This is a genomic window from Polymorphospora sp. NPDC050346 (genome assembly GCF_040655695.1).
In the GTDB taxonomy this organism is placed as follows: domain Bacteria; phylum Actinomycetota; class Actinomycetes; order Mycobacteriales; family Micromonosporaceae; genus Polymorphospora; species Polymorphospora lycopeni.
Genome location: NZ_JBFAKM010000065.1, coordinates 1 through 23,956, shown reverse-complemented (window position 1 = coordinate 23,956; position 23,956 = coordinate 1). Strand labels below are relative to the sequence as shown.

At 74.7% G+C, this 23,956-nt stretch carries 25 protein-coding genes and 1 pseudogene; 8 read left to right on the top strand and 18 right to left on the bottom strand.

Annotated features, from left to right (window positions below):
* Nucleotides 1-102: pseudogene (locus tag AB0I42_RS35635) on the top strand (DUF4235 domain-containing protein); the annotation flags it as partial.
* Between the two features lie 31 nt (nucleotides 103-133).
* Here the strand turns inward: AB0I42_RS35635 and AB0I42_RS35630 are convergent.
* The 7 genes from AB0I42_RS35630 to AB0I42_RS35600 form a co-directional block, all read right to left on the bottom strand.
* A complete protein-coding gene (locus AB0I42_RS35630; RefSeq protein WP_357544178.1) occupies nucleotides 134-406 on the bottom strand; it encodes a DUF4235 domain-containing protein in 273 nt (90 codons plus the stop codon).
* The gene (locus tag AB0I42_RS35625; protein WP_357544177.1) at nucleotides 403-714 is read right to left on the bottom strand and encodes a DUF3618 domain-containing protein; all 312 of its coding nucleotides are present in this window, start codon (nucleotides 712-714) and stop codon (nucleotides 403-405) included. Before AB0I42_RS35625 ends, AB0I42_RS35630 begins: the two co-directional genes overlap by 4 nt.
* Before the next feature lie 13 nt (nucleotides 715-727).
* Nucleotides 728-1,174, bottom strand: a complete 447-nt coding sequence (locus tag AB0I42_RS35620) for a phage holin family protein (protein WP_357544176.1) — start codon at nucleotides 1,172-1,174, stop codon at nucleotides 728-730.
* 85 nt (nucleotides 1,175-1,259) lie between these two features.
* On the bottom strand, nucleotides 1,260-2,348 hold the full coding sequence (locus AB0I42_RS35615; protein ID WP_357544175.1) for an S-(hydroxymethyl)mycothiol dehydrogenase: 1,089 nt from the start codon (nucleotides 2,346-2,348) through the stop codon (nucleotides 1,260-1,262).
* A gap of 92 nt (nucleotides 2,349-2,440) precedes the next feature.
* A complete protein-coding gene (locus tag AB0I42_RS35610; protein ID WP_357544174.1) occupies nucleotides 2,441-3,628 on the bottom strand; it encodes a mechanosensitive ion channel domain-containing protein in 1,188 nt (395 codons plus the stop codon).
* A 178-nt stretch (nucleotides 3,629-3,806) separates the two neighbouring features.
* Nucleotides 3,807-4,628, bottom strand: coding sequence for a DUF1206 domain-containing protein (locus tag AB0I42_RS35605; protein ID WP_357544173.1), 822 nt, complete (start codon nucleotides 4,626-4,628; stop codon nucleotides 3,807-3,809).
* A 77-nt stretch (nucleotides 4,629-4,705) separates the two neighbouring features.
* Nucleotides 4,706-5,056 (bottom strand): hypothetical protein, encoded by a 351-nt coding sequence (locus tag AB0I42_RS35600; RefSeq protein WP_357544172.1) that lies wholly within the window; start codon nucleotides 5,054-5,056, stop codon nucleotides 4,706-4,708.
* 79 nt (nucleotides 5,057-5,135) lie between these two features.
* Between AB0I42_RS35600 and AB0I42_RS35595 the strand changes: the two genes are divergently transcribed.
* Together AB0I42_RS35595 and AB0I42_RS35590 are read left to right on the top strand one after the other, a co-directional pair.
* Nucleotides 5,136-5,432, top strand: a complete 297-nt coding sequence (locus tag AB0I42_RS35595; protein ID WP_357544171.1) for a GNAT family N-acetyltransferase — start codon at nucleotides 5,136-5,138, stop codon at nucleotides 5,430-5,432.
* Between the two features lie 47 nt (nucleotides 5,433-5,479).
* Nucleotides 5,480-6,556, top strand: coding sequence for a PQQ-dependent sugar dehydrogenase (locus AB0I42_RS35590; protein WP_357544170.1), 1,077 nt, complete (start codon nucleotides 5,480-5,482; stop codon nucleotides 6,554-6,556).
* 512 nt (nucleotides 6,557-7,068) lie between these two features.
* Here the strand turns inward: AB0I42_RS35590 and AB0I42_RS35585 are convergent.
* Both AB0I42_RS35585 and AB0I42_RS35580 read right to left on the bottom strand, forming a co-directional pair.
* On the bottom strand, nucleotides 7,069-7,842 hold the full coding sequence (locus AB0I42_RS35585) for a hypothetical protein (RefSeq protein WP_357544169.1): 774 nt from the start codon (nucleotides 7,840-7,842) through the stop codon (nucleotides 7,069-7,071).
* 64 nt (nucleotides 7,843-7,906) lie between these two features.
* Nucleotides 7,907-9,421, bottom strand: a complete 1,515-nt coding sequence (locus tag AB0I42_RS35580) for a glycoside hydrolase family 3 protein (protein ID WP_357544168.1) — start codon at nucleotides 9,419-9,421, stop codon at nucleotides 7,907-7,909.
* Between the two features lie 216 nt (nucleotides 9,422-9,637).
* On the opposite strand from AB0I42_RS35580, the gene AB0I42_RS35575 reads away from it, so the two are divergent.
* From AB0I42_RS35575 to AB0I42_RS35560, 4 genes are all read left to right on the top strand, one after another.
* The gene (locus AB0I42_RS35575; RefSeq protein ID WP_357544167.1) at nucleotides 9,638-9,766 is read left to right on the top strand and encodes a hypothetical protein; all 129 of its coding nucleotides are present in this window, start codon (nucleotides 9,638-9,640) and stop codon (nucleotides 9,764-9,766) included.
* Between the two features lie 215 nt (nucleotides 9,767-9,981).
* On the top strand, nucleotides 9,982-10,932 hold the full coding sequence (locus tag AB0I42_RS35570) for a TIGR03557 family F420-dependent LLM class oxidoreductase (RefSeq protein ID WP_357544166.1): 951 nt from the start codon (nucleotides 9,982-9,984) through the stop codon (nucleotides 10,930-10,932).
* Between the two features lie 76 nt (nucleotides 10,933-11,008).
* Nucleotides 11,009-12,646 carry an ATP-dependent DNA helicase RecQ gene (locus tag AB0I42_RS35565; RefSeq protein ID WP_357544165.1) on the top strand — a complete coding sequence of 546 codons (1,638 nt, stop codon included), beginning with the start codon at nucleotides 11,009-11,011 and terminating at the stop codon, nucleotides 12,644-12,646.
* A 227-nt stretch (nucleotides 12,647-12,873) separates the two neighbouring features.
* Complete coding sequence (locus AB0I42_RS35560) at nucleotides 12,874-13,377, top strand: hypothetical protein (protein WP_357544164.1); 504 nt, start codon at nucleotides 12,874-12,876, stop codon at nucleotides 13,375-13,377.
* Here AB0I42_RS35560 and AB0I42_RS35555 read toward each other — a convergent pair.
* The 8 genes from AB0I42_RS35555 to AB0I42_RS35520 are packed head-to-tail and all read right to left on the bottom strand — an operon-like array spanning nucleotide 13,367 to nucleotide 22,019.
* Complete coding sequence (locus tag AB0I42_RS35555) at nucleotides 13,367-14,350, bottom strand: DNA topoisomerase IB (protein WP_357544163.1); 984 nt, start codon at nucleotides 14,348-14,350, stop codon at nucleotides 13,367-13,369. The genes AB0I42_RS35560 and AB0I42_RS35555 overlap by 11 nt on opposite strands.
* Nucleotides 14,331-15,377 carry a glycosyltransferase family 9 protein gene (locus tag AB0I42_RS35550; RefSeq protein WP_357544180.1) on the bottom strand — a complete coding sequence of 349 codons (1,047 nt, stop codon included), beginning with the start codon at nucleotides 15,375-15,377 and terminating at the stop codon, nucleotides 14,331-14,333. Before AB0I42_RS35550 ends, AB0I42_RS35555 begins: the two co-directional genes overlap by 20 nt.
* A complete protein-coding gene (locus AB0I42_RS35545; protein ID WP_357544162.1) occupies nucleotides 15,374-16,075 on the bottom strand; it encodes an SDR family oxidoreductase in 702 nt (233 codons plus the stop codon). Before AB0I42_RS35545 ends, AB0I42_RS35550 begins: the two co-directional genes overlap by 4 nt.
* Nucleotides 16,072-17,592 (bottom strand): PfkB family carbohydrate kinase, encoded by a 1,521-nt coding sequence (locus AB0I42_RS35540; RefSeq protein WP_357544160.1) that lies wholly within the window; start codon nucleotides 17,590-17,592, stop codon nucleotides 16,072-16,074. The genes AB0I42_RS35545 and AB0I42_RS35540 overlap by 4 nt, the downstream gene beginning before the upstream one ends.
* Nucleotides 17,589-18,269 carry an SIS domain-containing protein gene (locus tag AB0I42_RS35535; protein ID WP_357544179.1) on the bottom strand — a complete coding sequence of 227 codons (681 nt, stop codon included), beginning with the start codon at nucleotides 18,267-18,269 and terminating at the stop codon, nucleotides 17,589-17,591. The genes AB0I42_RS35540 and AB0I42_RS35535 overlap by 4 nt, the downstream gene beginning before the upstream one ends.
* Entirely contained in the window at nucleotides 18,266-19,483 is a 1,218-nt protein-coding gene (locus tag AB0I42_RS35530) for a glycosyltransferase (RefSeq protein ID WP_357544159.1), read from the bottom strand. Before AB0I42_RS35530 ends, AB0I42_RS35535 begins: the two co-directional genes overlap by 4 nt.
* Nucleotides 19,468-20,442: a glycosyltransferase gene (locus AB0I42_RS35525; RefSeq protein ID WP_357544158.1), complete on the bottom strand. Its 975-nt coding sequence runs from the start codon at nucleotides 20,440-20,442 to the stop codon at nucleotides 19,468-19,470. Before AB0I42_RS35525 ends, AB0I42_RS35530 begins: the two co-directional genes overlap by 16 nt.
* Entirely contained in the window at nucleotides 20,439-22,019 is a 1,581-nt protein-coding gene (locus AB0I42_RS35520) for an HAD-IIIA family hydrolase (protein WP_357544157.1), read from the bottom strand. The genes AB0I42_RS35525 and AB0I42_RS35520 overlap by 4 nt, the downstream gene beginning before the upstream one ends.
* Before the next feature lie 232 nt (nucleotides 22,020-22,251).
* On the opposite strand from AB0I42_RS35520, the gene AB0I42_RS35515 reads away from it, so the two are divergent.
* Complete coding sequence (locus AB0I42_RS35515; protein ID WP_357544156.1) at nucleotides 22,252-23,022, top strand: polyprenol monophosphomannose synthase; 771 nt, start codon at nucleotides 22,252-22,254, stop codon at nucleotides 23,020-23,022.
* Between the two features lie 89 nt (nucleotides 23,023-23,111).
* On the opposite strand, the gene AB0I42_RS35510 is transcribed toward AB0I42_RS35515, so the two are convergent.
* Nucleotides 23,112-23,825: a maleylpyruvate isomerase N-terminal domain-containing protein gene (locus tag AB0I42_RS35510; RefSeq protein WP_357544155.1), complete on the bottom strand. Its 714-nt coding sequence runs from the start codon at nucleotides 23,823-23,825 to the stop codon at nucleotides 23,112-23,114.
* Between the last annotated feature and the right edge of the window lie 131 nt (nucleotides 23,826-23,956).

Genomic DNA, 23,956 nt, shown 5'->3' with positions numbered 1-23,956 from the left:
AGCGAGGACGACGCCCCGAGCGCGACCGACGAGGACCGTGGCTGGGGCGAGATCCTGATCGCCGCGGCCATCCAGGGAGCCATCTTCGCGGTCGCGCAGGCAGACCGGCCGACGCCCGTCGACAACCACCCCGTCAGCCCGGCCAGTGGCCGGTCAGCCTCCGTACGCCGGTCGCCCCGCCGCGGTCGACGGCGGCCTTCACGACCGCGAAGATGGCTCCCTGGATGGCCGCGGCGATCAGGATCTCGCCCCAGCCACGGTCCTCGTCGGTCGCGCTCGGGGCGTCGTCCTCGCTGTCGATGAGCTTCCACACCTGCCGGAACGCGGCACCGGCGAGCATGCCGGCCGCCGCGCCGAGCACGAGCCCCACCGGCCGGTAGGCCAACTTGTTCACGCCCTTGCTCACCGGCGCCTCCCCTGGACCACGATGAGCACGACGACCGCCGCCAGGGCACCGACGGCGACCGCCGCCCAGGGCACCGGGTGGCGCCGGGCCGACTCGCCCGCGTCGTGCACCGAGCCACGGACCACCTCGGCGGTGTGCGCGGCCTGTTCGCGTACCTTCTGCTTGGTCTGGTTCGCGGAGTCCCTGAGCCGGGCCTTCACGTCGGCCCGGGCCGCCAGGGCCTGGACCGTCTCGCCCAGTTCGGCCCGCGTCTGCTGGATCTCGGCCCGCAGCGCCTGCACGTCGCCGGAGCCGTTACCTGCTGTCATGCGTCCACCCTCGTCATGCCTGCTTCACACCATTTCCATGTGATTTGACCGCCATGGTGACCGTGTCGACATCGGCACGGACACTGTCGACCGCCCGCTCCGGCACGGGTGGCACCGCCTGCTGGACCTGCTTCTTGCCTACCATCGCCAGGACCCCGGCGGCCGCGAACAGGACCACCGCGACGATGAGCGCCGCCAGCCAGCCGGGCATCACCAGCGCCAGCAGCAACCCGAACGCGACGAACAGGGCACCCAGGCCGTACAGCGCCAGGGCTCCACCACCGCCGAACAGGCCCGCGCCGACACCGGCGTGCTTGCCCTTCTCGGTGAGTTCGGCGCGGGCCAGCGCCAGCTCGTCGCGGACGAGCCGGGACACCTGCTCGCTCGCGTGCTGGACCAGCTCCGCGGTGGACTGCTCTGAGACCGGTCGCGCGGAGGCGCCGTTCAGGACATCGGCCATGATGCCTCCCGAATGCGGGTTTCGAACCACGTCTTGTCCCGTGGTATGCCCCTCACCCGAGGTGGCCAATCCTTATTCCGGCGGATCAGTCAAACAGCACGACGCTGCGCAGTACGCCACCCTGTTCCATCCGGCCGAACGCCGCCTCCACGTCGTCGATGCCGATCGTCTCGGAGACGAACCGGTCCAGCGGCAGCCGCCCCTGCAGGAACAGGTCGATCAGGGTCGGAAAGTCGCGTTCCGGCAGGCAGTCGCCGTACCAGGAGGACTTGACCGCGCCACCGCGCCCGAAGACCTCCAGCATCGGCAGCTCCAGCGTCATGTCCGGGGTCGGCACCCCGACGAGTACGACGGTGCCGGCGTGGTCGCGGGCGTAGAACGCCTGGGTGAAGACCTCGGGGCGGCCGACGGCGTCGATCGTGACGTCGGCGCCGTTGCCGCCGGTGAGCGCCCGGATCGCCTCCACCGGGTCCTGTTCACGGGAGTTGACGGTGTGGGTGGCGCCGAACTGGCGGGCCAGCTCCAGCTTGCCGTCGTTGATGTCGACCGCGACGACCGTGGTCGCCCCGGCGAGCACCGCCCCCGCGATCGCCGCGTCACCGACCCCGCCGCAGCCGAACACCGCGACCGAGTCGCCCCGGCCGACCCCGCCGGTGTTGACCGCGGCGCCGATGCCGGCCATCACCCCGCAGCCGAGCAGGCCGGCGACCGCCGGTGGCGCCGCCGGGTCGACCTTCGTGCACTGACCGGCCGCGACCAGCGTCTTCTCGGCGAACGCGCCGATGCCCAGGGCCGGCGACAGGGTGGTGCCGTCGGTCAGCGTCATCGGCTGCCGGGCGTTGTGGGTGGCGAAGCAGTACCAGGGCCGGCCGCGCCGGCACGACCGGCACTCGCCGCAGACCGCCCGCCAGTTCAGTACGACGTAGTCGCCGGGGGCGATCCGGGTCACGCCGTCGCCGACGGCCTCGACGATCCCGGCCGCCTCGTGCCCGAGCAGGTACGGGTAGTCGTCGCCGATCCCGCCCTCGCGGTAGTGCAGGTCGGTGTGGCACACCCCGCACGCCTGCACCCTCACCAGTGCCTCACCCGGCCCCGGGTCGGGCACGACGACGGTCTCGACGGTCACGGGCGCACCCTTGGCGCGGGCTACTACCCCGCGTACCTCACTCGGCATCGTGGAACCCCTCCGGTCGGCGTTGACGCAGGCTGCCTCCGGTTTACCAGAGTTTCCACCCACGCGGACAGCCCCGGACCGCAGGGTCCGGGTCAGCGGGTCGCGTCGACCGGCTCTTCCGGCCCGACGAAGGCGTTGCCGCGCGCGTCGCCGTCGTCGCTGCCGCCGAACACCCGGGCGTCGTCGGGCGCCTCCGCGTCGACCGGCCGCCGCGCCGGCCGGCGCGGCCTGACCCACTGCCAGGGCAGGTCGCCCCCGGCGTCGCCGACCTCGGTACGCATCCGCGGCAGGGCGGTCGGCTGCCGGTCGCGCAGCCAGTTGACCAGCTGCTCGCGGACCAGGCAGCGCAGGTCCCACAGGCTCGGCGCGTCGGCGGCGCTGACCAGGGCGCGCAGCTTGACCACGCCGCCGACGGCGTCGGTCACCTGCAACACGCAGACCCGGCCGTCCCACAGTTCGGTGCCCTCGCAGACGGTGCGCAGTTCCTCGCGCATCGCCTGCACCGGCACCGACCAGTCGACCTCGAACTCGGCGGTGCCGAGCACCGCGGCGCGGGTGCGGGTCCAGTTCTGGAACGGCTTGGTGGTGAAGTACGACGTCGGCAGGATCAGCCGCCGGTCGTCCCAGATCTGCACCACCACGTAGCTCAGGGTCAGCTCCTCGATCCGGCCCCACTCCCCCTCGACCACGACCACGTCGTCGAGGCGTACGGCGTCGCTGAACGCCAGTTGCAGGCCGGCGAACACGTTGCCGAGCAGGCTCTGGGCGGCCAGCGCCGCCACGACGCCGATGACGCCGGCCGACGCCAGCACGCTCGCCCCGACACCGCGCACGCTCGGGAACGTCATCAGGCCGGCACCGACGGCCAGCACCACGATGACCGCGATGGTGACCCGGCGCAGCATGACGATCTGCGTCTTGATCCGGCGGGCCTGCCGGTTGTCGGGTACGTCGATGCGGAACCGGGCCAGCGCGGTGTCCTCGCTGACCAGCAGCAGCGACGCGACGAGCCAGGCGACGGTGCCGATGATGGCCAGGGTGAGCAGGTGCAGGACCGTCTGCCGCCAGGGTTCGCCGGTGGCGTACCCGGTCGAGAACCGCACCCCGAGCGCGACCGCGAGGGTGGTCGCGGCGACCAGGAACGGCCGGTGCGCGTGGTCGGACAACTCGGTCAGCAGCGTGGACCGCCGGCCGAGCCGGCGGACGGCCAGATGGGTCACCTGTACGACGGCGAACGCGACGGTCGCGGCACCGAGCGTGGCCACGACCGTCCAGAACATGGGATGCACTGCGAAGATCCCCCGGAATGTCTCGTCGGGTCCGTGCGAGGGGGCGGGGTCCGGGCCTGTGCCCGGATACCGCGCAAAGCGACAAGAATGCCCGATGCGGGCGTACGTCACCAACGTTCGGGACCCGCTCCGGGTGTGAAGCGGGTCCCGATCTGGATCGGCCGGCGGGTCAGACCTTGCGGTACCTCGCCTGCACGAAGCAGAAGACACCGAACGCCGCGATGCCGAGCGCCATCAGGGCGAGCAGCACGGTGCCGAACGGCTGCTCCCGCAGCGCGTGCAGGGCGCCGTCCAGGCCGCGCGACTTGTCCGGGTCGTACGTCACCGCGGCGGTGACGATCAGCACACCGGCGACCGCGTAGACGGCGCCCTTGGCCGAGTAGCCCGCGACGCCGAGCCGCTGGGTGAGCTTGCGGACCCGGGCGCTCATCCGCCCGGTGTTCAGGTGCTTCTCGAAGCGCTTGATGACGCCGTAGACGACCAGCCCGACGCCGACGCCGGCCAGGACCAGCCCGGCGAGACCGACCAGCCACTGACCGCCGGTCGACTCCATCAGCTTGCCGGTCAGCACCTCCTGGCTGTCGGCGCTGGAGGAGTTGGCGTTGCTGAACACCTTGTAGGCCGTCCAGGCGAAGTAGGCGTAGACGACGGTGCGGACCGCGGAGGCGACCCGCTCGACCGTACGCTCGTTGCCGCGGTCCTCGCGGTGCCCGACCGCCGCCTCCAGGGCCTGCCACAGCGCCATCGCGGCCAGCCCGACACAGACGGCGATCACCAGGAACTTGCCCAGCGGCTGCTGGGCCAGCGTACGCAGCGCGCCGGACTGGTCACCGTCGTCGGCCGGACGGCCGAACGCGATCTGGAGAGCCAGCCAGGCGAAGAGAAGATGGACGATCCCGTAGCCGATGAAACCGGCCCGGGCGAGGGCCTCCAGCGCCTTGCTGTTCCTGGCTCTGGAGGCGGTGGCTTCGGCATCGCGGGTCAACGTCATGGGCCTGACATTGACCCGTCCGCATGGTTTCCAAACGTGCCGGGCGGGCCACCGGAGCGGCCCGCCCGGGAACGGGGTCAGCGGGAGATCTTGACCGCGATCTCGCTGTCGGTGACCCGGTCCAGGGTGACCTGGAAGCCGGCGACATCGGCCGCCTGCTGCTCGGTGGTCAGCGAGAGCTGCTGACCGGCGACCTCGATGGTCACCAGGTTGCCGTCGACACCGATCAGCTTGGCCTCGACGCCGAAAATGCTGGCGTTGGCCTCCACGCCACGCTGGAACGTGACCGTGCACTGGTCGATACCGCACTGGGTGGAGGCGCCCTCGGAGCTGGAGCTGCAACCGGCGATCACGGCGCCGGCGAGGGCGAGACCGGCGGCGACAGCGGCGATACGGCGGGGACGGAGCGGGGGCATCCTCGAGATCATGACTCAAGCGTACGGGGGCGGCGCTCGCGAACCGCGCGACCGCCGGCCGGCCGGCACCGGGCGGAGATAGGGTCGACGGATGGCGTACCTGATCGAGGACAATCCGGCCCGGCGACGGTTCGAGATCCTGGTCGACGACAACCTCGCCGGCACCGCCCACTACCGGCTGGCACCGGGCCTGGTCGTCTTCACCCACACCGAGATCGACCCCGCCCACCAGGGCAAGGGGGTCGGGAGCGCGCTCGCCCGAGGCGCGCTGGACCAGGTACGCCAACGCGGCGAACGGGTCCAGGCCCCGTGCCCGTTCATCGCGTCGTTCATCAGATCCCACCCCGAATACGCCGACCTCGTCGCCCCGGAGTCCGCCCCGTACTGACCGGGCGCGCCGATCATCGGCGGGCCGGGCGACGTAGGGTCGTACCCGTGGCGAAGCCTGACCGTCCCGGCCGGAGCCGGACCAAACTCGTCGTCGCCGGCGTCGCGGCCGTCGCACTGCTCGCCGCCCTCGGCGCCGTCGCGGTCTGGCGGGGATGGTTCGCCGACCCGTCGATCGACGACGCGCCCCGCGCCGACCACGGTCCGGTGTCGACGGTCGCCAGCGACCTCGAAGCCCCGTGGGGGCTCGCGTTCCGGCCCGACGGCTCGGCCCTGGTGACCGAACGCGACAGTCGCCGCATCGTCTCCGTCACCCCCGACGGCACGGTGACCGAGGTGGCCCGCGTCGACGAGGCCGTACCACGCGGCGAAGGCGGCCTGCTCGGCATCGCCCTCGCCGCCGACGGCTGGATCTACGTCTACTACACCGCGCGCGACGACAACCGGATCGCCCGGTTGCGGCCCGGCGGGCAGCCCGAGGCGATCTTCACCGGCATCCCGAAGGCCAACACCCACAACGGCGGCCGGATCGCGTTCGGCCCGGACGGCATGCTCTACGCCACCACCGGCGACGCCGGCGACCGTGGCGCGGCACAGGACCGGGACAGCCTCGCCGGCAAGATCCTGCGGCTGACCCCCGACGGGCAGCCCGCGCCCGGCAACCCGTTCGGCGACTCCCCCGTCTACAGCTACGGCCACCGCAACCCGCAGGGGCTGGGCTGGGACTCCGCCGGCACGCTCTTCGCCGCCGAGTTCGGCCAGAACACGTACGACGAACTCAACCGGATCGAGCCGGGCGGCAACTACGGCTGGCCGGAGGCCGAGGGTGTCTCCGGCGACAGCCGCTTCGTCGACCCGGTCGCCACCTGGGCCACCAACGACGCGTCACCGAGCGGCATCGCCGTCGTCGGTGACGAGGTCTGGGTCGCCTGCCTGCGCGGCCAGCGGCTCTACCGGCTGCGCACCGACGGTTCCGGCGCGCAGACCCTGTTGCAGGGCGAGTACGGCCGGCTGCGCCACGTCGCGGCCGCGCCGGACGGCTCGATGTGGGTGCTGACGTCCAACCGTGACGGTCGCGGCCGCCCCAGCGACACCGACGACCGAATCCTCCGCCTGACCCCGTAACCCGCCGCACCACCCGCCCGCCCCACCACCCGCCCGGCCTCGCGCGCCCCGCCGCCCGGCCTCGCGCGCCCCGCCGCCCGGCCTCGTTGATCAAGGGGATGTTCGCGCCAAAGTGGACAGGATTCCCGCAACTTCTCCTCGATCGGCGGACGCCACCACCAGCGCCGCGCCGATCGAGGGGATGTGGCACGCAAAACGGACGCGTTCGCCCACGATTGCTCCTTGATCAGCGCGGAGGCGACCGGCGCCACGTACCCCGCCCGCCACCTCCCGGCCACGCGCCCCCGGCCGGCCACGCGCCTCCCTGCTCGCCACGCGCCTCCCCGGTCGCCGATCGAGGGGATGTTCACCCCAAACCACGACACGAATCGCACAACAAGTCCTTGATCAACGCGCACAGGGCGGCGCGCGCGGGGGCGGCGCGCGCGGGGGCGGCGCGCGCGGGGGCGGCGCGCGCGGGGGCGGCGCGCGCGGGGGCGGCGCGCGCGGGGGCGGTGCGAACGGTGGAGAGGTCAGATGGCGTGTTCCGGGGCGGGGAGTTCGGAGAAGGGGAAGCGTTGGCCGAACTCGGGCCATGGCACGGTGATGCGCACGGCGTCGGGCCGATCACCGGGGTCGGCGCGCAACCCGGCGAGCCCGGCGAGGTCGTCGAGCGCCTGCCGGGTCTCCTGCGGCGTCACCCCGGCCAGTCCGGCGACCGCGCCGAAGGTGGTGCCGACCGTACGCCGCCGGGGCCAGCGCCGCCGGGTGCGGACCGCGAGCCGGCGTACGGCGATCGCGACCTGGACGGCCCGGTCGTCGCGCTGGGCGAGCCGTTCGAGGTCGGATTCGGGCGGCGACAGCGGCAGCACGTCGAGCGGGTCGCGGTCGAGGTGGGGGCGTACCCAGGGGTCGCCGGTGGCGCCGTCGAGGTCGAACAGCCCGAGTCCGGCGAGGCAGGTCAGTAGTTCGGTGACGGTGTGCGGTACGGGAAGGTCCCGGCGCCGGCACATGTCGGCGAAGACGTCGATCCGCGTTTCGCGCAGTGCGAGCACCTGCGCATACCGGGCACGGATCTGGCGTTCGGCGGGCTCGGCGCGGCGTCCGGGACGCCGCGCCGCCCGTCCCATCCAGTCCTCGATGTCACCGGGGTCGCACCACACCGGATCGTCCCAGGGCACCACGGCGTCCCAGGTCGAGCGCGGGAACCGGCCCGAGTCGGGGACGACGGTGAGGTAGGCGTGGGCGCAGGGAAGCCACCGGATCCACGAGGGGTTCATCGTGGCCCGCTGCCAGCGGGGGGTCACCGGAGGACCATACTGCGACCGACCGTGCCTGTGGGGGCACCGATGGTGAGCCGAAAACGGCTGCTCAGGAGGTGCCGGCGAGCAGTTCGGCGGCCGCCCGCGCGCCGGCCCGGGTGGCGCCGTACGTCGCGAGGTGCGCCTGCCCGGCGACGGTGACCGGTACGCCCATCTCGACCACGATCGCGTCGGGGCGGGCCGCGAGGGCGCGGTCGACGGCGGCGGCCATCCAGGGGTGCCGGTGCAGGTCGCGTACGACGAGCACGAGCGAGCGGCCGGCGGCGTCGGCGAGCAGCGCGGCGGGCGGCTCGGCGCCGGCCGGCAGGTCGGTCTCGTCCAGGCGGGCGGTGGTGGTGCCGGGCAGCAGGTCGGCCAGGGGTGCGCCGACGCCCCACGGGGTCTCGGCGCCGATGGCGATGTTGCGCGGTGGGGCGAACTCGACCACGTGGGCGGGGCCGGCGAGCGGCAGCGGGACGGTGCCGTTGGGCACGGTGACCCGTACGGCCCGGCGGGCGGCGGCCAGGCCGATCGGCGAGCCGTCGGGGCCGTGGGCGGCCCAGGGGGCGAGCCCGGCGCGGCTCTGGACGGTCCAGGCGGCGAGTTCGTCGACCCGCTTGGCGGCCTCGACGAGCCGTTCCTCGGGCAGGGTGCCGTCGACGACGGCGGCGACGATGGCCCGCCGCAGCCGGTCGGCACTGTCCTCGTCGGACAGTTCGCCGCCGATGCAGATGGCGTCGGCGCCGGCGGCGAGGGCGCGTACGGTGCCGGCCTCGAAGCCGTACCGGTCGGTGATGGCCTTCATCTCGATGGCGTCGGTGACGATCACGCCGTGGAAGCCGAGTTCGCCGCGGAGCAGGTCGCTCAGGACGAGGCGGCTGAGGGTGGCCGGGTGCAGCGGGTCGACGGCCGGGACGAGCAGGTGGCCGGTCATGATGGCCTGTACGCCGGCGGCGATGGCGGCCCGGAACGGCGGCAGTTCGCAGGCGTCGAGCCGCTCCCGGGTGGAGCCGATCCGGGGCACGTCGACGTGCGAGTCGACGCTGGTGTCGCCGTGGCCGGGGAAGTGCTTGGCGCAGGCGGCGACCCCGCCGGACTGCAGGCCGGTGATCCAGGCGGCGGTGTGCCGGGCGACGAGTTCCGGTTCGGAGCCGAACGACCGTACGCCGATCACCGGGTTGCCGGGGTTGGAGTTGACGTCGGCGTCCGGGGCGTAGTTGAGGGTGATGCCGGCGGCGGCGAGTTCGGCGCCGATGTCGCGGGCGACGGCCTCGGTCAGGGCCGGGTCGTCGATCGTGCCGAGCGCCAGGTTGCCCGGGCGCGAGCTGCCCCGGCGGGACTCGAACCGGGTGACGTCGCCGGCCTCCTCGTCGATGGCGACGACGACGTCGGGGCGTTCGGCGCGCAGCGCGGCGGTGAGCCGGGCGACCTGCTCGGGGTCCTCGACGTTACGGGCGAAGAGCGCCACGCCGCCGAGTCCCTCGGCCAGCCAGCGGCGGATCCACGCCGGCGGGGTGGTGCCTTCGAAGCCGGGTTGCAGCACCCGGGCCGCGAGGCGCGGCAGTTCTCCGCTCCGGTCGGTCATCAGGCCCCCGTAGTTCCACAGTAGACGGTCCGCCGGCCCCCACGGCTGCGCGGTAGCTGCCATGTTCACACCCGCTCGGTCTAATAGTCAATAAACCTTTCTATTAATTGGGCCGCCGGCCGACCAGTTTCGGCGCCCCACGCTGGGAGCGCTTCCGTGATCTGCGTCACGACGGCGGGGTGGGCGTCGGCCCGGCCGCTGTGCGAAGGTGCGGGGATGACGCGCATCATCTCCGCCGAGGAGACCCCGTGGTCGGAGATCCCCGGCGTCCAGTTGATCGGCGCGATCCTCGGCATCCTGCTGCTCGTGGCGGCCATCCGCGCCCTCTTCGGCAAGGGCCGCTGACCCCGGGCCGCCGGACCGTCCCGACCCGGCCACTCTGACCCGGCCGCCCGGTCATCCGGACCAGCCAGCCCAGGCCGCCCGAACCAGCCCGCCCCGGTCACCCGAACCAGCCCGCCCCGGCCGCCCGAACCCGGCCGGCCCGGCGCTTCGGCATGAGGTGAACGCGCCGGGGTACCTCCCGACCGAGGCAACCCCCCGGATCGAGGAGGCTCGTCATGCGCATCGGCTACTTCCTGTCCAGCGAGGAGTACACCCCCGCGGAACTGCTCGACCAGGCCCGGGGCGCCGAACGGGCCGGCTTCGAGGCGCTGTGGATCTCCGACCACTTCCATCCGTGGGTCGACGCGCAGGGACAGAGCCCGTTCGTCTGGTCGATGATCGGCGCGCTGAGCCAGGTCTGCCGGCTACCGGTGACCACGGCCGTCACCTGCCCGACCGTACGCATCCATCCGGCGGTGATCGCCCAGGCCGCGGCCACCAGCGCGGTGCTCCTGGAAGGCCGCTTCGTGCTCGGCGTCGGCACCGGCGAGGCGCTCAACGAGCACATCTTCGGCGACCCGTGGCCGAGCGCCGGCACCCGGCTGGAGATGCTGGAGGAGGCGGTCGACATCATGCGCCGGATGTGGAAGGGCGGCTTCACCCACCACGACGGCAACCACTACACGGTGGACAACGCCCGGATCTACACGCTGCCCGACCAGCCGCCCCCGGTCTACGTCTCCGCCTTCGGCCCGAAGGCCATCGACCTCGCCGCCCGCATCGGCGACGGGTACGTCAGCACGATGCCGGACGCCAACCTGGTCCGCCGGTTCCGCGACAACGGGGGCGGCGACAAGCCGTGCCAGGGCGGCTTCAAGGCGGCGTACGCGCGGACCGCCGACGAGGGCGCCCAGCTGGCGTACGAGCGGTGGCCGAACGCCGGCGTGCCCGGCGAGCTGTCCCAGGTGCTGCCGTCGCCCCGGCACTTCGAGCAGGCCGCCGAACTCGTCACGCCGGACATGGTCCGCAAGGCGTTCGTCTGCGGCGACGACGCGCGCGAACACCTGGAGATGATCGACCGGTACGCCAAGGCGGGCTTCGACGAGGTCTACGTCGCCAACACCGGGCCGCACTACCAGGGCCTGTTCGACCTGTACGCCGAGCGGGTGTTCCCCGCGCTGCGCTGACCGGCGACGACCGGTGCCGGGGTACGGGTGCGGGCGTTGTTTCGCCCGCCCCGGCCCCGGGTACCCACGCTCTCCGATGAAGCTGCCACTGCACTCGACCCGGCTGCGCCGCGTCGCCCGACAGCACTTCGGCTGGCGGTCGCTGCGTCCCGGCCAACTGTCCGCCATGCGGGCCCTCATGAAACGGCGCGACGCCCTCGTCGTGCTCCCCACCGGGGCCGGCAAGTCGGCGGTCTACCAGGTCCCGGCCACCCTGATGGCCGGCCCGACGGTGGTGGTCTCGCCGCTGCTCGCCCTGCAACAGGACCAGATCATCGCGCTGAACGAGCGCGGCGACCCACGGCTGCGGGCGGTACGGGTCAGCTCGGCCGAGACGTCCGGCCAACAGGCCGCCGCGCTGGAGGACCTGCGCACCGGCCGGGCCCGGTTCCTTTTCATCACGCCCGAACAGCTCAGCCAGCCGGACCGGCTGGCGCAGGTCAAGGCGCTGCGGCCGGCACTGGTCGCGGTCGACGAGGCGCACTGCATCTCGGCCTGGGGGCACGACTTCCGCCCCGACTACCTGGCGCTCGGGCACCTGATCCGCGGGCTCGGCCGGCCGCCGGTCGTCGCACTGACCGCGACCGCCTCCCCGCCCGTACGCGACGACATCGTCGACCGGCTCGGCCTGTCCGACCCGCGGACCGTGGTGTCCGGGCTGGACCGGCCCAACCTGTTCCTGGAGGTCGGGCACTGCCCCACCGAGGACTACCGGTGGCGGCGGCTGCTCGCGCTGCTCGACGCCGAGGAGCGGCCCGGCGTGGTCTACGTCGCCACCCGGCGGGCCGCCGAGGAACTGGCCGCCCGGCTGACGTCGGCCGGCCACCCGGCCGAGCACTACCACGGCGGGATGGCCGCCGGGCCACGTGAGCGGCTGCACGAGGACTTCCTCGCCGACCGGGTACCGATCATGGTGGCGACGTCGGCGTTCGGCATGGGCATCGACAAGCCCAACATCCGCTGGGTGGCGCACGTGGCCCTGCCCGACTCGCCGGACAGCTACCTGCAGGAGATCGGCCGGTCCGGCCGGGACGGCCGGCCCGCGCGGGCGTTGCTGCTGTGGCGGGCCGAGGACGTCGGCATCCAGCGGTACTTCACCGGCGGCAGCCCGGACGAGGGCGACCTGCGCGACCTGGCGGCGCTGCTGCGCGACGGGCCGGCGACCCGGGCCGAGCTGCGCGAGCGCAGCGGGCTGAGCGCCCGCAAGCTGGGCCAGTTGCTGGCCCTGCTGGAACAGGTCGGTGCGGCCGAGAACCGGGCCGGTAACCGGTTCGCCCGCCCCCGGTACGCCGCCGAACCGGCGCGGGCGGCCCAGGCCGCGCTCGCCGAGGCGGAGCGGCAGCAGACGGTGCAACGATCGCGTACGGACATGATGCGCGCCTTCGCCGAGCACCGCGGCTGCCGGGGGCAGACGCTTCTGGCGTACTTCGGCGAGCACATGAAGAAGGTCTGCGGGCACTGCGACAACTGCCACGCCGGCACCAGCACCGCCGACGACGGCGCGAGCGGGCCGTTCCCGGTGCACAGCACGGTGCGGCACGCCGAGTGGGGCAGCGGCATGGTGCTCGGCTACGAGGACGACCGGATGACGGTGCTGTTCGACGACGTCGGCTACAAGACGCTGTCGGTGCCGGTCGTCAGCGAGCAGGGCCTGCTGGCCCGCGAGGCGGGCTGATCCCGACCCAGCCGGCCCGCGAGGCGGCCTGATCCCGACCCTGCCGGCCCGCGAGGCGGCCTGATCCTGACATACGGGTTGAACTAATCTCACGCAAGGTCCGTCCGCCGTCCGGAAGGGCGGTCCGGTGACCAGACGAATTGGGAGAGCATCGTGACCGAGCGAAGCGAGGGAACCATCAGGCCCAGTGCAAGGCACGGCGGCGCCGAGCGGAGCGAGGTGACGCCGTGACCGAGCAGCCGGTGTTCAGCACCTTCGGCTTCAGCGACGAGGAGTGGGGGCTGCTGGTCGGCCTGCCGCACGCGGTGCTGACCGCGGCGACGGCGGCGGAGACCGACAGCACCCGCCGGACCATGGCCGAGAACGCGGCCGGACTGGAGGCGATCTCGACCGGACGGGAGGCGCCGAGCCCGCTGGTGTCGGCGATCGCGGTCGAACTCGTGTCCCGGGTCGGCGACCCGGAGACCGGTGAGGAACTGCCGATCATCGCCCCGCCGGACCCGCAGGCGATGATCGCCGACGTACTCGGTCGGGCCAGGGAGGCGGCGGCGCTGCTCGCCGCGAAGGCCGACGAGGGCGACGCCGGGGCGTACAAGCACTGGTTGCTGACCATCGCCGACGAGGTGGTGTCGGCGGCCCGCAGCGGCGGGGTGTTCGGCATCGGCGGCGAGGTCGTCACCGAGTCGGAGCGCCGGTTCCGCGACGAACTGTCGCACGTGCTCACCGATTGACCAGCAGGTCCAGCACGGCCCGCTCGGCGTCGTCGCGACTGTCCGGGTCGGCCACCTCGGCGACCACCCCGTCGTGGTAGAGGTCGACGATCCGGGGGTCCACGTAGGACGCCCGGGCCACGGTGGGGGTGTTGCCGAGCAGGCCGCCCACCTCGCGCATGACGGCCGTCACGGTCCGCCGCCGGGCGGTCGCCGAGGCCGCCGGGGCGGCGCCGGCCAGCCCGGTCGCGGCCCGGACGGTAGCGTGCCAGGTACGGAAGTCCTTGGCGGTCATCGCGCCGCCGCTGGCCTGCCGCAGGTAGCCGTTGATCTCGTCGCTGCGCACGTCGTACCAGTGCCGGCCGGCCCGGTAGCCGAACAGCCGGTCACCTGCGGCCCGACCGCGCCGCAGGTGGCGCAGCACGGCGCAGACGTCCCGGTCGGCCACCTCGCGGACCTGGGCGACGCCGCCCTTGGCCGGGAACTCCAGGACCATCCGGCCGGCACGCGGCCGGGCGTGTTCGGCGCGCAGGGTCGCCACCCCGAAGGTGGGATCGTCGCCGGCGGCGTACTGGTCCCCGCCGACCCGGAACATGCCCATGTCGAGCAGCCGGGTGACGGCGGCCAGCACCCGTTCGCGGCGCAGGCCACGGCCGGCCAGGTCGACGGTGACCCGCTCGCGCAGCACCGGCAGCCGGGCGGCGACCTCGAGCACCCGGTCGAACTTGGCCTCGTCCCGCCGTACCCGCCACAGCGGGTGGTAGACGTACTGCTTGCGGCCGGCGGCGTCGACGCCGGTGGCCTGGATGTGGCCGCACGGGTCGGGTGAGATCCAGACCTGCCGCCAGGCCGGCGGGATCGCCAGAGCGCGGAGCCGGTCGAGTTCGTCCGGGGCTGTGATCGGCCGGCCGTCGGGGTCGAGGAAGCTGACGCCACGGCCGCGCCGGCGCCGGCCGTACCCGGGGCGGTTCAGGTCAGTGCGCCGTAACCGCATCCCGCACCTGGCCGATCCGGTCAACCTCGGACACCGCCGCCACCACCTCGTCCGGGCCGAGGGCCAGCAGCGCCGGGTGCGGCCGGTCCGCCGGCCCGGGCTCGCCGGCCAGGTCGGACCGCCACAGCACCCGGTGCCAGGGCCGGTCCGGCGGCGGCGCCCACCGCCGCGGCGGGACCGGGCCGAACAGCACCACCGACGGGGTCCGGTACGCGGTGGCGAGGTGCGCGACGCCGGTGTCGCCGCTGATCAGCATCCGGCCGTACGCGACGAGGGTGGCCAACTCGGCCAGGTCGGTGTGGCCGGCGAGCACGGCGTTCATCGGCAGCCCGGCGCCGCCGGCGACCTCCTCGGCGAGGTCGTGCTCGTCGGCCGACCCGGTGACCACGATGTGGTGGCCGAGCCCGTCCAGGGTCCGGGCCAGGGCGGCCCAGCGGTCGGCGGGCCAGCGCCGGGCGGGGTCCTTGCCGCCGGGGTGCACGATCGTCAGCCCGACCGGCAGCCAGGCCGGCGGGGGCCGGCGCAGCCCCAGGTCGCCGGGGTCGGCGTCGATGCCGTACCAGCGCAGCAGGCGGCACCAGCGCTGCACCTCGTGCTCGTCGTCGTTCCAGCGTGGACCGTCGAGGTGCCCGGCGGCGGGGCAGGCGAAGGCGAGCAGCCGCCGCGGGTTCGCGGCCAGCAGCAGCTCGTGCGACCGCGGGCCGTGCCCGTGCAGGTTGACCGCCAGCTCCGGGGTCACCCCGTCCAGCGCCGCCCACTCCCCCGGCTCCGGTCCGGCGCCGGGTTCCGGGCCGCCGCCACCGGGTTCCGGTCCGGCGCCCCCGCCGGGTTCCGGTGGCTCCGCCGGTCCCAGCCCGTCCACGGGAATCAGCCGGTCCACCACGCCGACCAGGTCGACCAGCGGCACCAGCCAGCGCGGCGCGGCCAGCACCAGGTCCTGGTCCGGGTAGGCGGCCTTCAGGCCGCGCAGCGCCGGCACCACCGTCGCGAGATCTCCGACCCCGAGGGCCCGCAGCACCAGGATCATGGGTACGACGTCTCCCGGTCGGCGCACAGCACCATCTCGCGTACCGCGCTGCCGGGTGGCTGGCGCAGGGCGAAGACGACGGCGGCGGCCACCGCGGCCGGGTCGTTGAGCACCGCGTCGGCACCCGGCCGGTACTGCTCCTCACGGCCGGCGAAGAACGCGGTCCGCATCCCGCCCGGCACCAGCAGGGTGACCCCGACCGAGCCGGCGAGTTCGGCGGCCAGCGCGCGGGTGAACCCGACGACACCGAACTTGGCGGCGCAGTAGGCGGTGGCGTCGGCGACGGCCTTCAGGCCGAGCGTGGAGGCGACGGTGACCACGTGGCCGCGACGCTCGATCAGGGACGGCAGCGCCGCCCGGACGACGGCGGCGGTGCCGAGCAGGTCGACGGCCACCACCCGGTCCCAGTCGGCCGGCGGCACGTCGACCAGTGCGCCCGGCCGGTCCACCCCGGCCGCGGTGACCACCCCGTCGAACCCGCCGGCCGTCTCGGCCAGCCGCCGGGTGGCAGCCTCCGCGGCCCGGGTGTCGGCGAGGTCGCAGGCCAGCCACCGCACGCCCGGGGCCGGCTCCATCAGGTCCAGCACGTAGGGGCGGCCGCCGGCGTCGGCGATCGCGGCGACGACCGCCGCGCCGAGCCCGCTCGACCCGCCGGTGACCAGTACGGAAGGGCCGCCGCCCGGTGCGGTCGCGGTCATCCGGCCACCTCCCCGGTGCCGGCGCGGGCCGCGGCGATCATCCGCGTGGTGGAACGGCCGTCGAGGTACGGCACGACGACGGTCTGCCCGCCCCAGCGCCGGACCAGGGCCGCCTCGGGCAGGTCGGGCTCGTCCCCGCCGCCGCCGGCGTAGTCGCCGCCCTTGACCCACACGTCCGGACGCAGCCAGGACAGCACCGCGTGCGGGGTGGCCTCGTCGAAGATGACGACCGCGTCGACGCAGCCGAGCGCGGCCAGCAACCGGCTGCGGTCGCCCTGCGGCACGACCGGCCGGTCCGGCCCCTTCAGCCCGGCGACGCTGGCGTCGGAGTTGAGGCAGACCACGAGGCAGTCGCCGAGCCGGCGGGCCGCCTGGAGGGTGGCGACGTGGCCGGCGTGCAGCAGGTCGAAGCAGCCGCCGGTGGCCACCACCGTGCCGCCCCGGGCCCGTACGTCGGCGACCAGCGCCCCGGCCGCCACCGAGTCGCCGTCGGCGCCGTGGTGCCGTACCCCGGTGCCGTCGCCGCCGGGACCGTCCGGTGCGGCGGTGGCCGGCCGGTCACCGCACACGCCGGTCCCGGTCGGGCGCCGGTACGCAGCCTTCACCGCCGCGCCGCTGCCCGGTCCCGGCACCAGCACGGCACCGACGCCGCCCGCCGCGACGTACTCGCTCGCCTCGCGGACCGCCTCCTGCACGGCCTCGGAGACCAGCGCACCCTGGGCCAGCGCACCGGTGGCGGTGGCGGCGAAGAGGTCGCCGGCACCGCAGGTGTCGCCGTCGGCGTTGGCCGGCGCCGGCACCACCAGCGGTGTCGGGCCGGAGTGGCACAGCAGCGCGCCGTCGCCGCCCATCGTCACCGCGACCGCGCCGGCCCGCCAGCGTCGGCGCAGTTCCTGGGCGCCCCGGGAGGCGGTCGCCAGCCGGGAACCGTCCGGGTCGTCGCCGGTGAGCTGCCGTACCTCGGTCTCGTTCGGCGTGACCAGGCGGACGCCGGGCGCGGCGCGCGGGCCGCGCGGGTGCGGGTCCCAGACGACCGGGGCGGCGGTACGCGCCAGCGCGGCCCGCACCGCCGGTGCGGCGGCGACCCCGCGCCCGTAGTCGCTGACCAGGATCGCGGCGGCGCCCGCGAGCGCGGCCCGGGCGGCGGGCGGCGGCTCGCCGGGCCGGCCGGCGGCACCGCCGCGGTCGAGCCGCAGCAGCACCTGGCCGCGGGCCCGCAGCCGGATCTTCTCGGCGGTGGCGCCGGGCAGTGGCAGGACGTGCACCTCGATCCCGGCGTCGGCGAGCAGTTCGCGCAGCCGGGCCCCGCCGTCGTCGTCGGCGAACGCGGTGACCAGGGCGACGTCGAAGCCCTGCCGGGCGGCGAACAGCGCGGCCAGCCCGGCGCCACCGGGCCGGTCCAGCGTGGTCGCCTCCTCCAGCACCGGCACCGGCACGTCGGGGCAGAGCCGGGTGACCATCCCGTCCACGTCGCGGTCGAGCAGGGTGTCGCCGACGACGACCAGGCGGTGCGTCATGTGCTCACCTCGCTTGCCTCGGTTGGGGCACCGAGCCCGCGGATTCCCCCATTCCGGCCGGTCATGTGCTCCACCGTCGGCACGGTGCCGGAAAGGCCGCGTACGGCCGGCAGGTCACGGTCGACGTACTCGCACAGCACGTGCGCCGACAGCAGGTGCAGTTCCTGCACGACCTGCGGTTCCGGCGACGGCACCGCGAGGACCTCGGTGCACAGTTCGGCGAGCGGGTTCGGGGCCGGGCCGGTCAGCGCCCAGCAGCGCAGGCCCTGTTCGTGGCCGGCCCGCGCGGCGGCGAGCAGGTTGGCGCTGCGGCCGCTGGTCGACAGCAGCAGCAGCACGTCGTCGGCCCGGCCGTGGGCGCGTACCTGGCGGGCGAAGACCTCGTCGTAGCCGTAGTCGTTGCCGATCGCGGTCAGCGACGACGTCTCGGCGCACAGCGCGATCGCCGACAGCGGGGTGCGGTCGTCGCGCAGCTTGCCGACGAGTTCGGCGGCCAGGTGCTGGGCCTCGGCCGCGCTGCCGCCGTTGCCGGCGACCAGCAGCCGGCCGCCGGTGCCCAGGGTCCAGGCGAGTTCGCCGCCCCACCGGCCGAGCAGGTCGGCGGCCTGCCGGAACGGCCGCAGCGCGGCGGCGAGCGCGGCGAGGTGGGCGTCGAGCACCGAGGGGGCCGTCATCAGGCGACCGCCCCGCTGGTGCGGCGTACGCCGACGACCGCCGAGTAGACGGTGCCGAGCTGGGCGGCGGCGCGCCGCCAGGTGTACGACTGCCGGGCGCGGTCGACGGCGGCGGAGGCGTACGCGAACCGGCGTACCCGGTCGTCGAGCAGGGCGTGGATCGCGGCGCCGAGGGCGCGCGGGTCGCGGGGCGGCACCAGGTCGCCGGTCAGGCCGTGGACGACGGTGTCGGTGAGCCCGCCGACGGCGGTGGCGACCACCGGTACGCCGCACGCCATCGCCTCCAGCGGGGTGAGGCCGAACGGCTCGTACCAGGGTGCGGCGACCAGCACGTCCGCCGAGCGGTACCAGTGCGGCATCTGGTCCGGGGGCACCGCGCCGACCAGGCGTACCCGGTCGGCGACGCCGAGCGCGACGGCGAACGCCCGCAGCCGGCGGGCGTGCGGGTCGTCGTCGAGCCGGGCGCCCGGCGGCCCGCCGACGACGACGCACTCGGCGTCGGGGATCAGCCGCAGCGCGGCGATCACGTCCTGGAAGCCCTTGCGTTCGACCAGCCGGCCGACGGTGAGGATGCGCGGCCGGCCCGGCTCGCGCGGGGCGACCGGCCCGGTCGGCGCGAAGACCTCGTCGTCGACGCCGGAGGGCACCACCACGATCCGGTTGCGGGGCACCCCCATCCGGACGAGTTCGCGCACCTCGTCGGCGCACTGCGCGACGACCCGGTCGACGGCCCGGCCGAGGGTGCGTTCGTAGCCGATCCGGCGCGGCGGGCTGGTGTCCATCGTGCCCTGGTGGCGGCGTTTGACGGTGCCGAGCGCGTGGTACGTCTGCACGACCGGCACCCCGGTCCGCCGGGCGGCGGTGACCGCGGCGAGCCCGCTCATCCAGAAGTGCGCGTGGACGACGTCGGGCAGCGGCTCGGCGCCGCCCCACCGCTCGCCCAGCCAGCGGCCGAAGTCGCCCATGTGTGGCAGCAGGGCGTCCTTGGGCAGCGGCTCGGCCGGGCCGGCGGGTACGTGCACGACGTACCCGCCGCCGGGCAGCGGCACGGCCGCCGGCAGGTCGGGCGAGTCCCGCCGGGTGTAGACGCGTACCTCGTGGCCGTCGCGGGCCAGGGCCGTCGACAGTTGCGCCACGTGCGTGTTCTGCCCGCCGGCGTCCTCGCCGCCGGGCACCGCGAGCGGGCTGGCGTGCTCGGAGATCATCGCGATACGCATACTTCCTCCTCCAGCAACCGGTCCCAGTCCGCCAGGAACCGGTCCAGGCCGTAGCGGGTGCGGGCGACCTCGCGGGCGCGCGCCCCGAGCCGGCCGGCCGCCTCCGGTTCGTCGATCAGCCACCGGGCGGCGTCGACGAGGGTGTCGACCCGGGTCGACAGCACGCCGGCCTGGGCCGGGACCGCCTCGACCGCCTCGGTGCTGGCCAGGGCGAGCACCGGCATGCCCATCGCCATCGCCTCGACCAGGCTGAGCCCGAGCGACGTCCACCGGCACAGGTGCAGGTAGGCCCGGTGCCTGGCCACCTGGGCGTGCATCCGGTCCTGCGGTACGTCGTCGTGGACGGTGAGCCGGTCGACGGGCAGCCCGAGCCGGGCCGGCAGTCCGGCGACCCCGAGCCCGTAGACGTCGAGCGGGGCGACCGCCGCGAAGCGGGGCATCAGGTCGGTGCCGGTGACCCGCCAGCGGCGTACCGGCTCGTTGGTGACCACGGCGAGCCGGTCGAGTTCGCCGGTCCAGCGCGGGACCGGTTCGACCACCCCGTGCTCGATGACGGTGGTCCGGGTGGCGCCGGTGTCCCAGAACAGCTCGTTGAAGTGGGTGACGTGGGCGACGAGCAGGTCGTCGCGGTCGGCGAACGGGTGCCGGGTCCCCGGCACCTCGCCCTTGGGGGTGTTGTGCTCGACGTAGACCGCCGGCAGGTCGCGGCCGATCCGGCGGCCGAGCCAGGTGTGGACGAGGTCGACCTCCTCGGGGCGTTGGAGGAGGACGACGTCGATGTCCTCGCGGGCCAGCCGCTCGGCGGTGACCTCCCGTACGGTGTCCGGCCAGTCGTAGGTGCGGGCCCGGCCGAGCCCGTACGCGTCCCGGGCGGCGTTGACCGGCACGAGGTAGCGGTGTCCGCCGTGCACGAGTGCGGTGGTCCAGGAGCCGTGCACGTGCCAGAGGAGGATGTTCACCCGGCACCCGCCACGGGGGCGCCGGCCGGTACGCCGATCAGCCGGACCGCGTCGACGACGCTGTCCGGCTCCACCTTCGACAGGCAGGGGTGGCCGGTGACCGGGCAGGTCGTGGCGCGGGTGTGCCGGCAGGGGGCGGCGGCGTCGCCGAGCCGGACCCACGGCACCCGGTACGGCCCCCACTGTCCGAAGGAGACGGTCGGGGCGAACAGGCTGACCACCGGGGTGCCGACGGCGGCGGCGATGTGCGCCGGCCCGGTGTTGCCGACGACGAGGGCACCGGCGCCGGCGATGATCCGGACCAGGTCGGGCAGTGCGGTCCGGCCGCCGAGGTCGATCCCGGCGGTGCCGGCGACCCGGGCGCACAGTTCGCGCTCGCCCGGACCACCGGTGACCAGGACCCGGTGACCGGCACCGGCGAGCGCCCGGACGATCTGTTCGCAGCGGGCCGGCGGGCAGGCCCGGGCCGGCACCGACGAACCGGGGTGCACGACGACGTACGGCCGGGCGGCGGGGCCGGGGCCGATCCGCAGCCGCAGCACCGGTTCGTCGCCGTCGGGCAGCGCGAAGCCGGCGGCGGCCGCCAGCGACAGGGCCCGTTCCGGTTCGGGGATGCCGAGCGGCACCCGGTGCCGTACGTCGAGCAGCGAACCGGGGTAGTCGTCGCTGATCGCCGCGATCCGCCGTACGCCGGCCATCCGCAGCACCAGCGCCAGCGGCAGCGCCGACTGGTGGAAAGAGGTGAACAGCACCGCCTCCTGGACGCCGGTCGCGGCGAGCCGGTCGGTCAGCCGGCCGACCTGCTCGCGGTCGACGGCGGCCGGGTCGGGGTCGATCCACGGCAGCGACCACTCGACGATCTCGTCGACGCCGGGCAGCAGTTCCGCGGCGGCCCGGCCGCGCGGGCCGCACAACATCACCACCCGGTCGGCGCCGGCCGCCACCGCCCGGATCGCCGGGCCGGTGACCAGCACGTCGCCGGCCGAGTCGGGGCGGGCGACCAGCACCCGGCGCGGGCGGGTCCGCCCGCCGGCCCGCGCCCCGCCGACCAGGCGCTGGCGGCGCAGGATCAGGTCGACCGCGCCGCGCAGGTCCCCGGCGACGGACGGGGCGGCGGCGATCTCCTCCGGCCGGGTCACCGGGGTCGGCACCAGTACGCCCGCCGCGCCGGCGGCCCCGGCCGCGGTCATGTCGCGGCCGATGTCGCCGACGACGACGCACCGGCCCGGTACGGTCCCGAGTGCCCGGGCGGCGTCGATCACCAGCCCGGGCGCCGGTTTGCGGCACCGGCAGCCGGCCGGCACTTCAGCGTCGGCGGCGGGTTCGTCGTGCGGGCAGACCTGCCAGGTGTCGAACGGGCCGAGCAACTCCTCGATCCGGGCGTTGACCCGGGCGAGGTCGGCCGCGGTGAAGTGGCCGCGGGCCAGCCCGGACTGGTTGGTGACCACACCGAGCCGCAGCCCGGCGGCGCGCAGCCGGTCGAGTGCCTCCCGGGCGCCGTCGAACGGGCGTACCCGGTCCGGGTCGCCGTTGTACGGCACGTCGTGCACGAGCGTGCCGTCGCGGTCGAACAGCACCGCGTCGAACAGGACGGCGCCCGTGCGCGGGTGTCCGGCGCTTCGCGCGCCGGATCCACCTCCGGGATCGACCTGCTGAGCTGGCACTTCGGCCGGGTTCCCGGGGCCGGGGCGAGTAAACATGGCGTCGCGCGGGTCGGCCGCGCCACCGCGCCGGGGTGGCGGACTGCGGCACCGGCGTGGGGTGACTACCCTCTGCGGAGGAAATGTCAGCCTATAGAGGATGCCTTTCATGATCGAGCCCGTGCAGTTACCCACGCCGTGGTGTGACGCGCGCGTCACCGTGGTCGTGCCGACCTACAACGAGGCGGGCAACCTGCCCGTCCTGGTCGAGCGGCTGCTCGCACTGCCGTTGCCGGGGTTGCACATCCTGGTGGCCGACGACAACTCCCCGGACGGCACCGGCGAGGTGGCCGACAAGCTGGCCAGCGACCATCCGGAGCGGATCACGGTGGTGCACCGGCCGGGCAAGGAGGGGCTGGGCCGGGCGTACGTCGACGGGATCGGTCGGGCGCTCGAGGCCGGTGCCGACTACGTGGCGCAGATGGACGCCGACCTGTCGCACCCGCCCGAGGCGCTGCCCGGGATGCTGGGCACCCTGCTGTCCACCAGGGCCGGCGTGGTGATCGGTTCGCGCTACGTGCCGGGCGGCCAGCTCGACGAGGCATGGCCGCTCTACCGCCGCGCGCTGAGCGGCTGGGCCAACTTCTACGTGCACTCGCTGCTGCGGGTCCGCATCCGGGACCTGACCGCCGGGTTCAAGATCTGGCGCGCCGACGTGCTGCGCGACATCGACCTCGGCCGGGTGCAGTCCAACGGCTACAGCTTCCAGGTGGAGATGCACTACCTGGCAACCCGGCTCGGGCACACCGTGCTGGAGGTGCCGATCCGTTTCGCCGACCGCCTCGACGGCATCTCGAAGATGACGACCGCGACCAAGGTGGAGAGCGCGCTGATGCCGTTCCGCCTGCGCCGCAAGCACCGCGGCGTCGGCCGCGCCTGACCGGTCCCGGTCCGCCCGCCGGTCGGCATCCGCGCCGCCCGTCGCCGGTACGCCGGTGGCGCCGCGGGCCCGACCGGGTCGCGTCCCGTTCAGGCCAGCACCACCAGTGCCTCGCGGATGTCGTCGGGTAGCGCGTCGTCGCCCAGGCGGTCGGCGACCGCCTCGACGAAGTCGCTCTCGGAGAGCCGGGCCCGCTGCCCGGCGAGCCGGATCACCTCGATCCCGCCGTCCGGGGTGACGACCACCCCCTGGCCGGCCTCGGCCACCGCGAGCCGGGCGAACCGTACCCGCCACTGGAGCCGCTCCTCGCGTTCGGTGGGCGACTGCGGCACCCCGGCGTCGTCGGCGTGCGTGGCGAGTTCACTGGCCAGGTAGAACACCTGCCGGCCGACCGGATAGTCGCCGGCGGCCGTCTGGAGCGTGCCGCGCTCGCCACGCTCGCGCAGCCGGCGGCGGTTGTCGGCCGAGGCGGCCCGCCATTCGGCGAGCAGCGTCGCAGGCGGCAGGCCGGCCCGCCGGGCGATCCCGCGGGCGTTGCGGTCGTCCAGGTCGGCCCCGCCGAGGTCGTCCTCGAACTCCTCGACCCTGCCGTTGAGCCCGGCGTGCGTGTAGTCCTCGGTGGTGGTCAGGTGGGCGAGCAGGTCGCGCCGGTCCCAGCCCGCGCACCGGGTGGGGGCCGACCAGCCGGCGTCGGACAGCCCGCGGTAGAAGGCGTCCACCCGGGCCGCCTCGGTGTCGAGGACGTCGAACGGGTCGATGCCGGCCATCTCCGTCAGGTCGGCCGGGTCGGTCGCTGGGGTCATGACGCCACCTCCATGACCCGGGTATGCCCCGGCCGGGCCGGTCTCATTCCCCGGCCGCACCGGCGGTGGCGTGGCGCCGCCCGTGCGCGCCGACGGGCGGCTGGTCGTCATCGACCAGAACACCGGCAAGT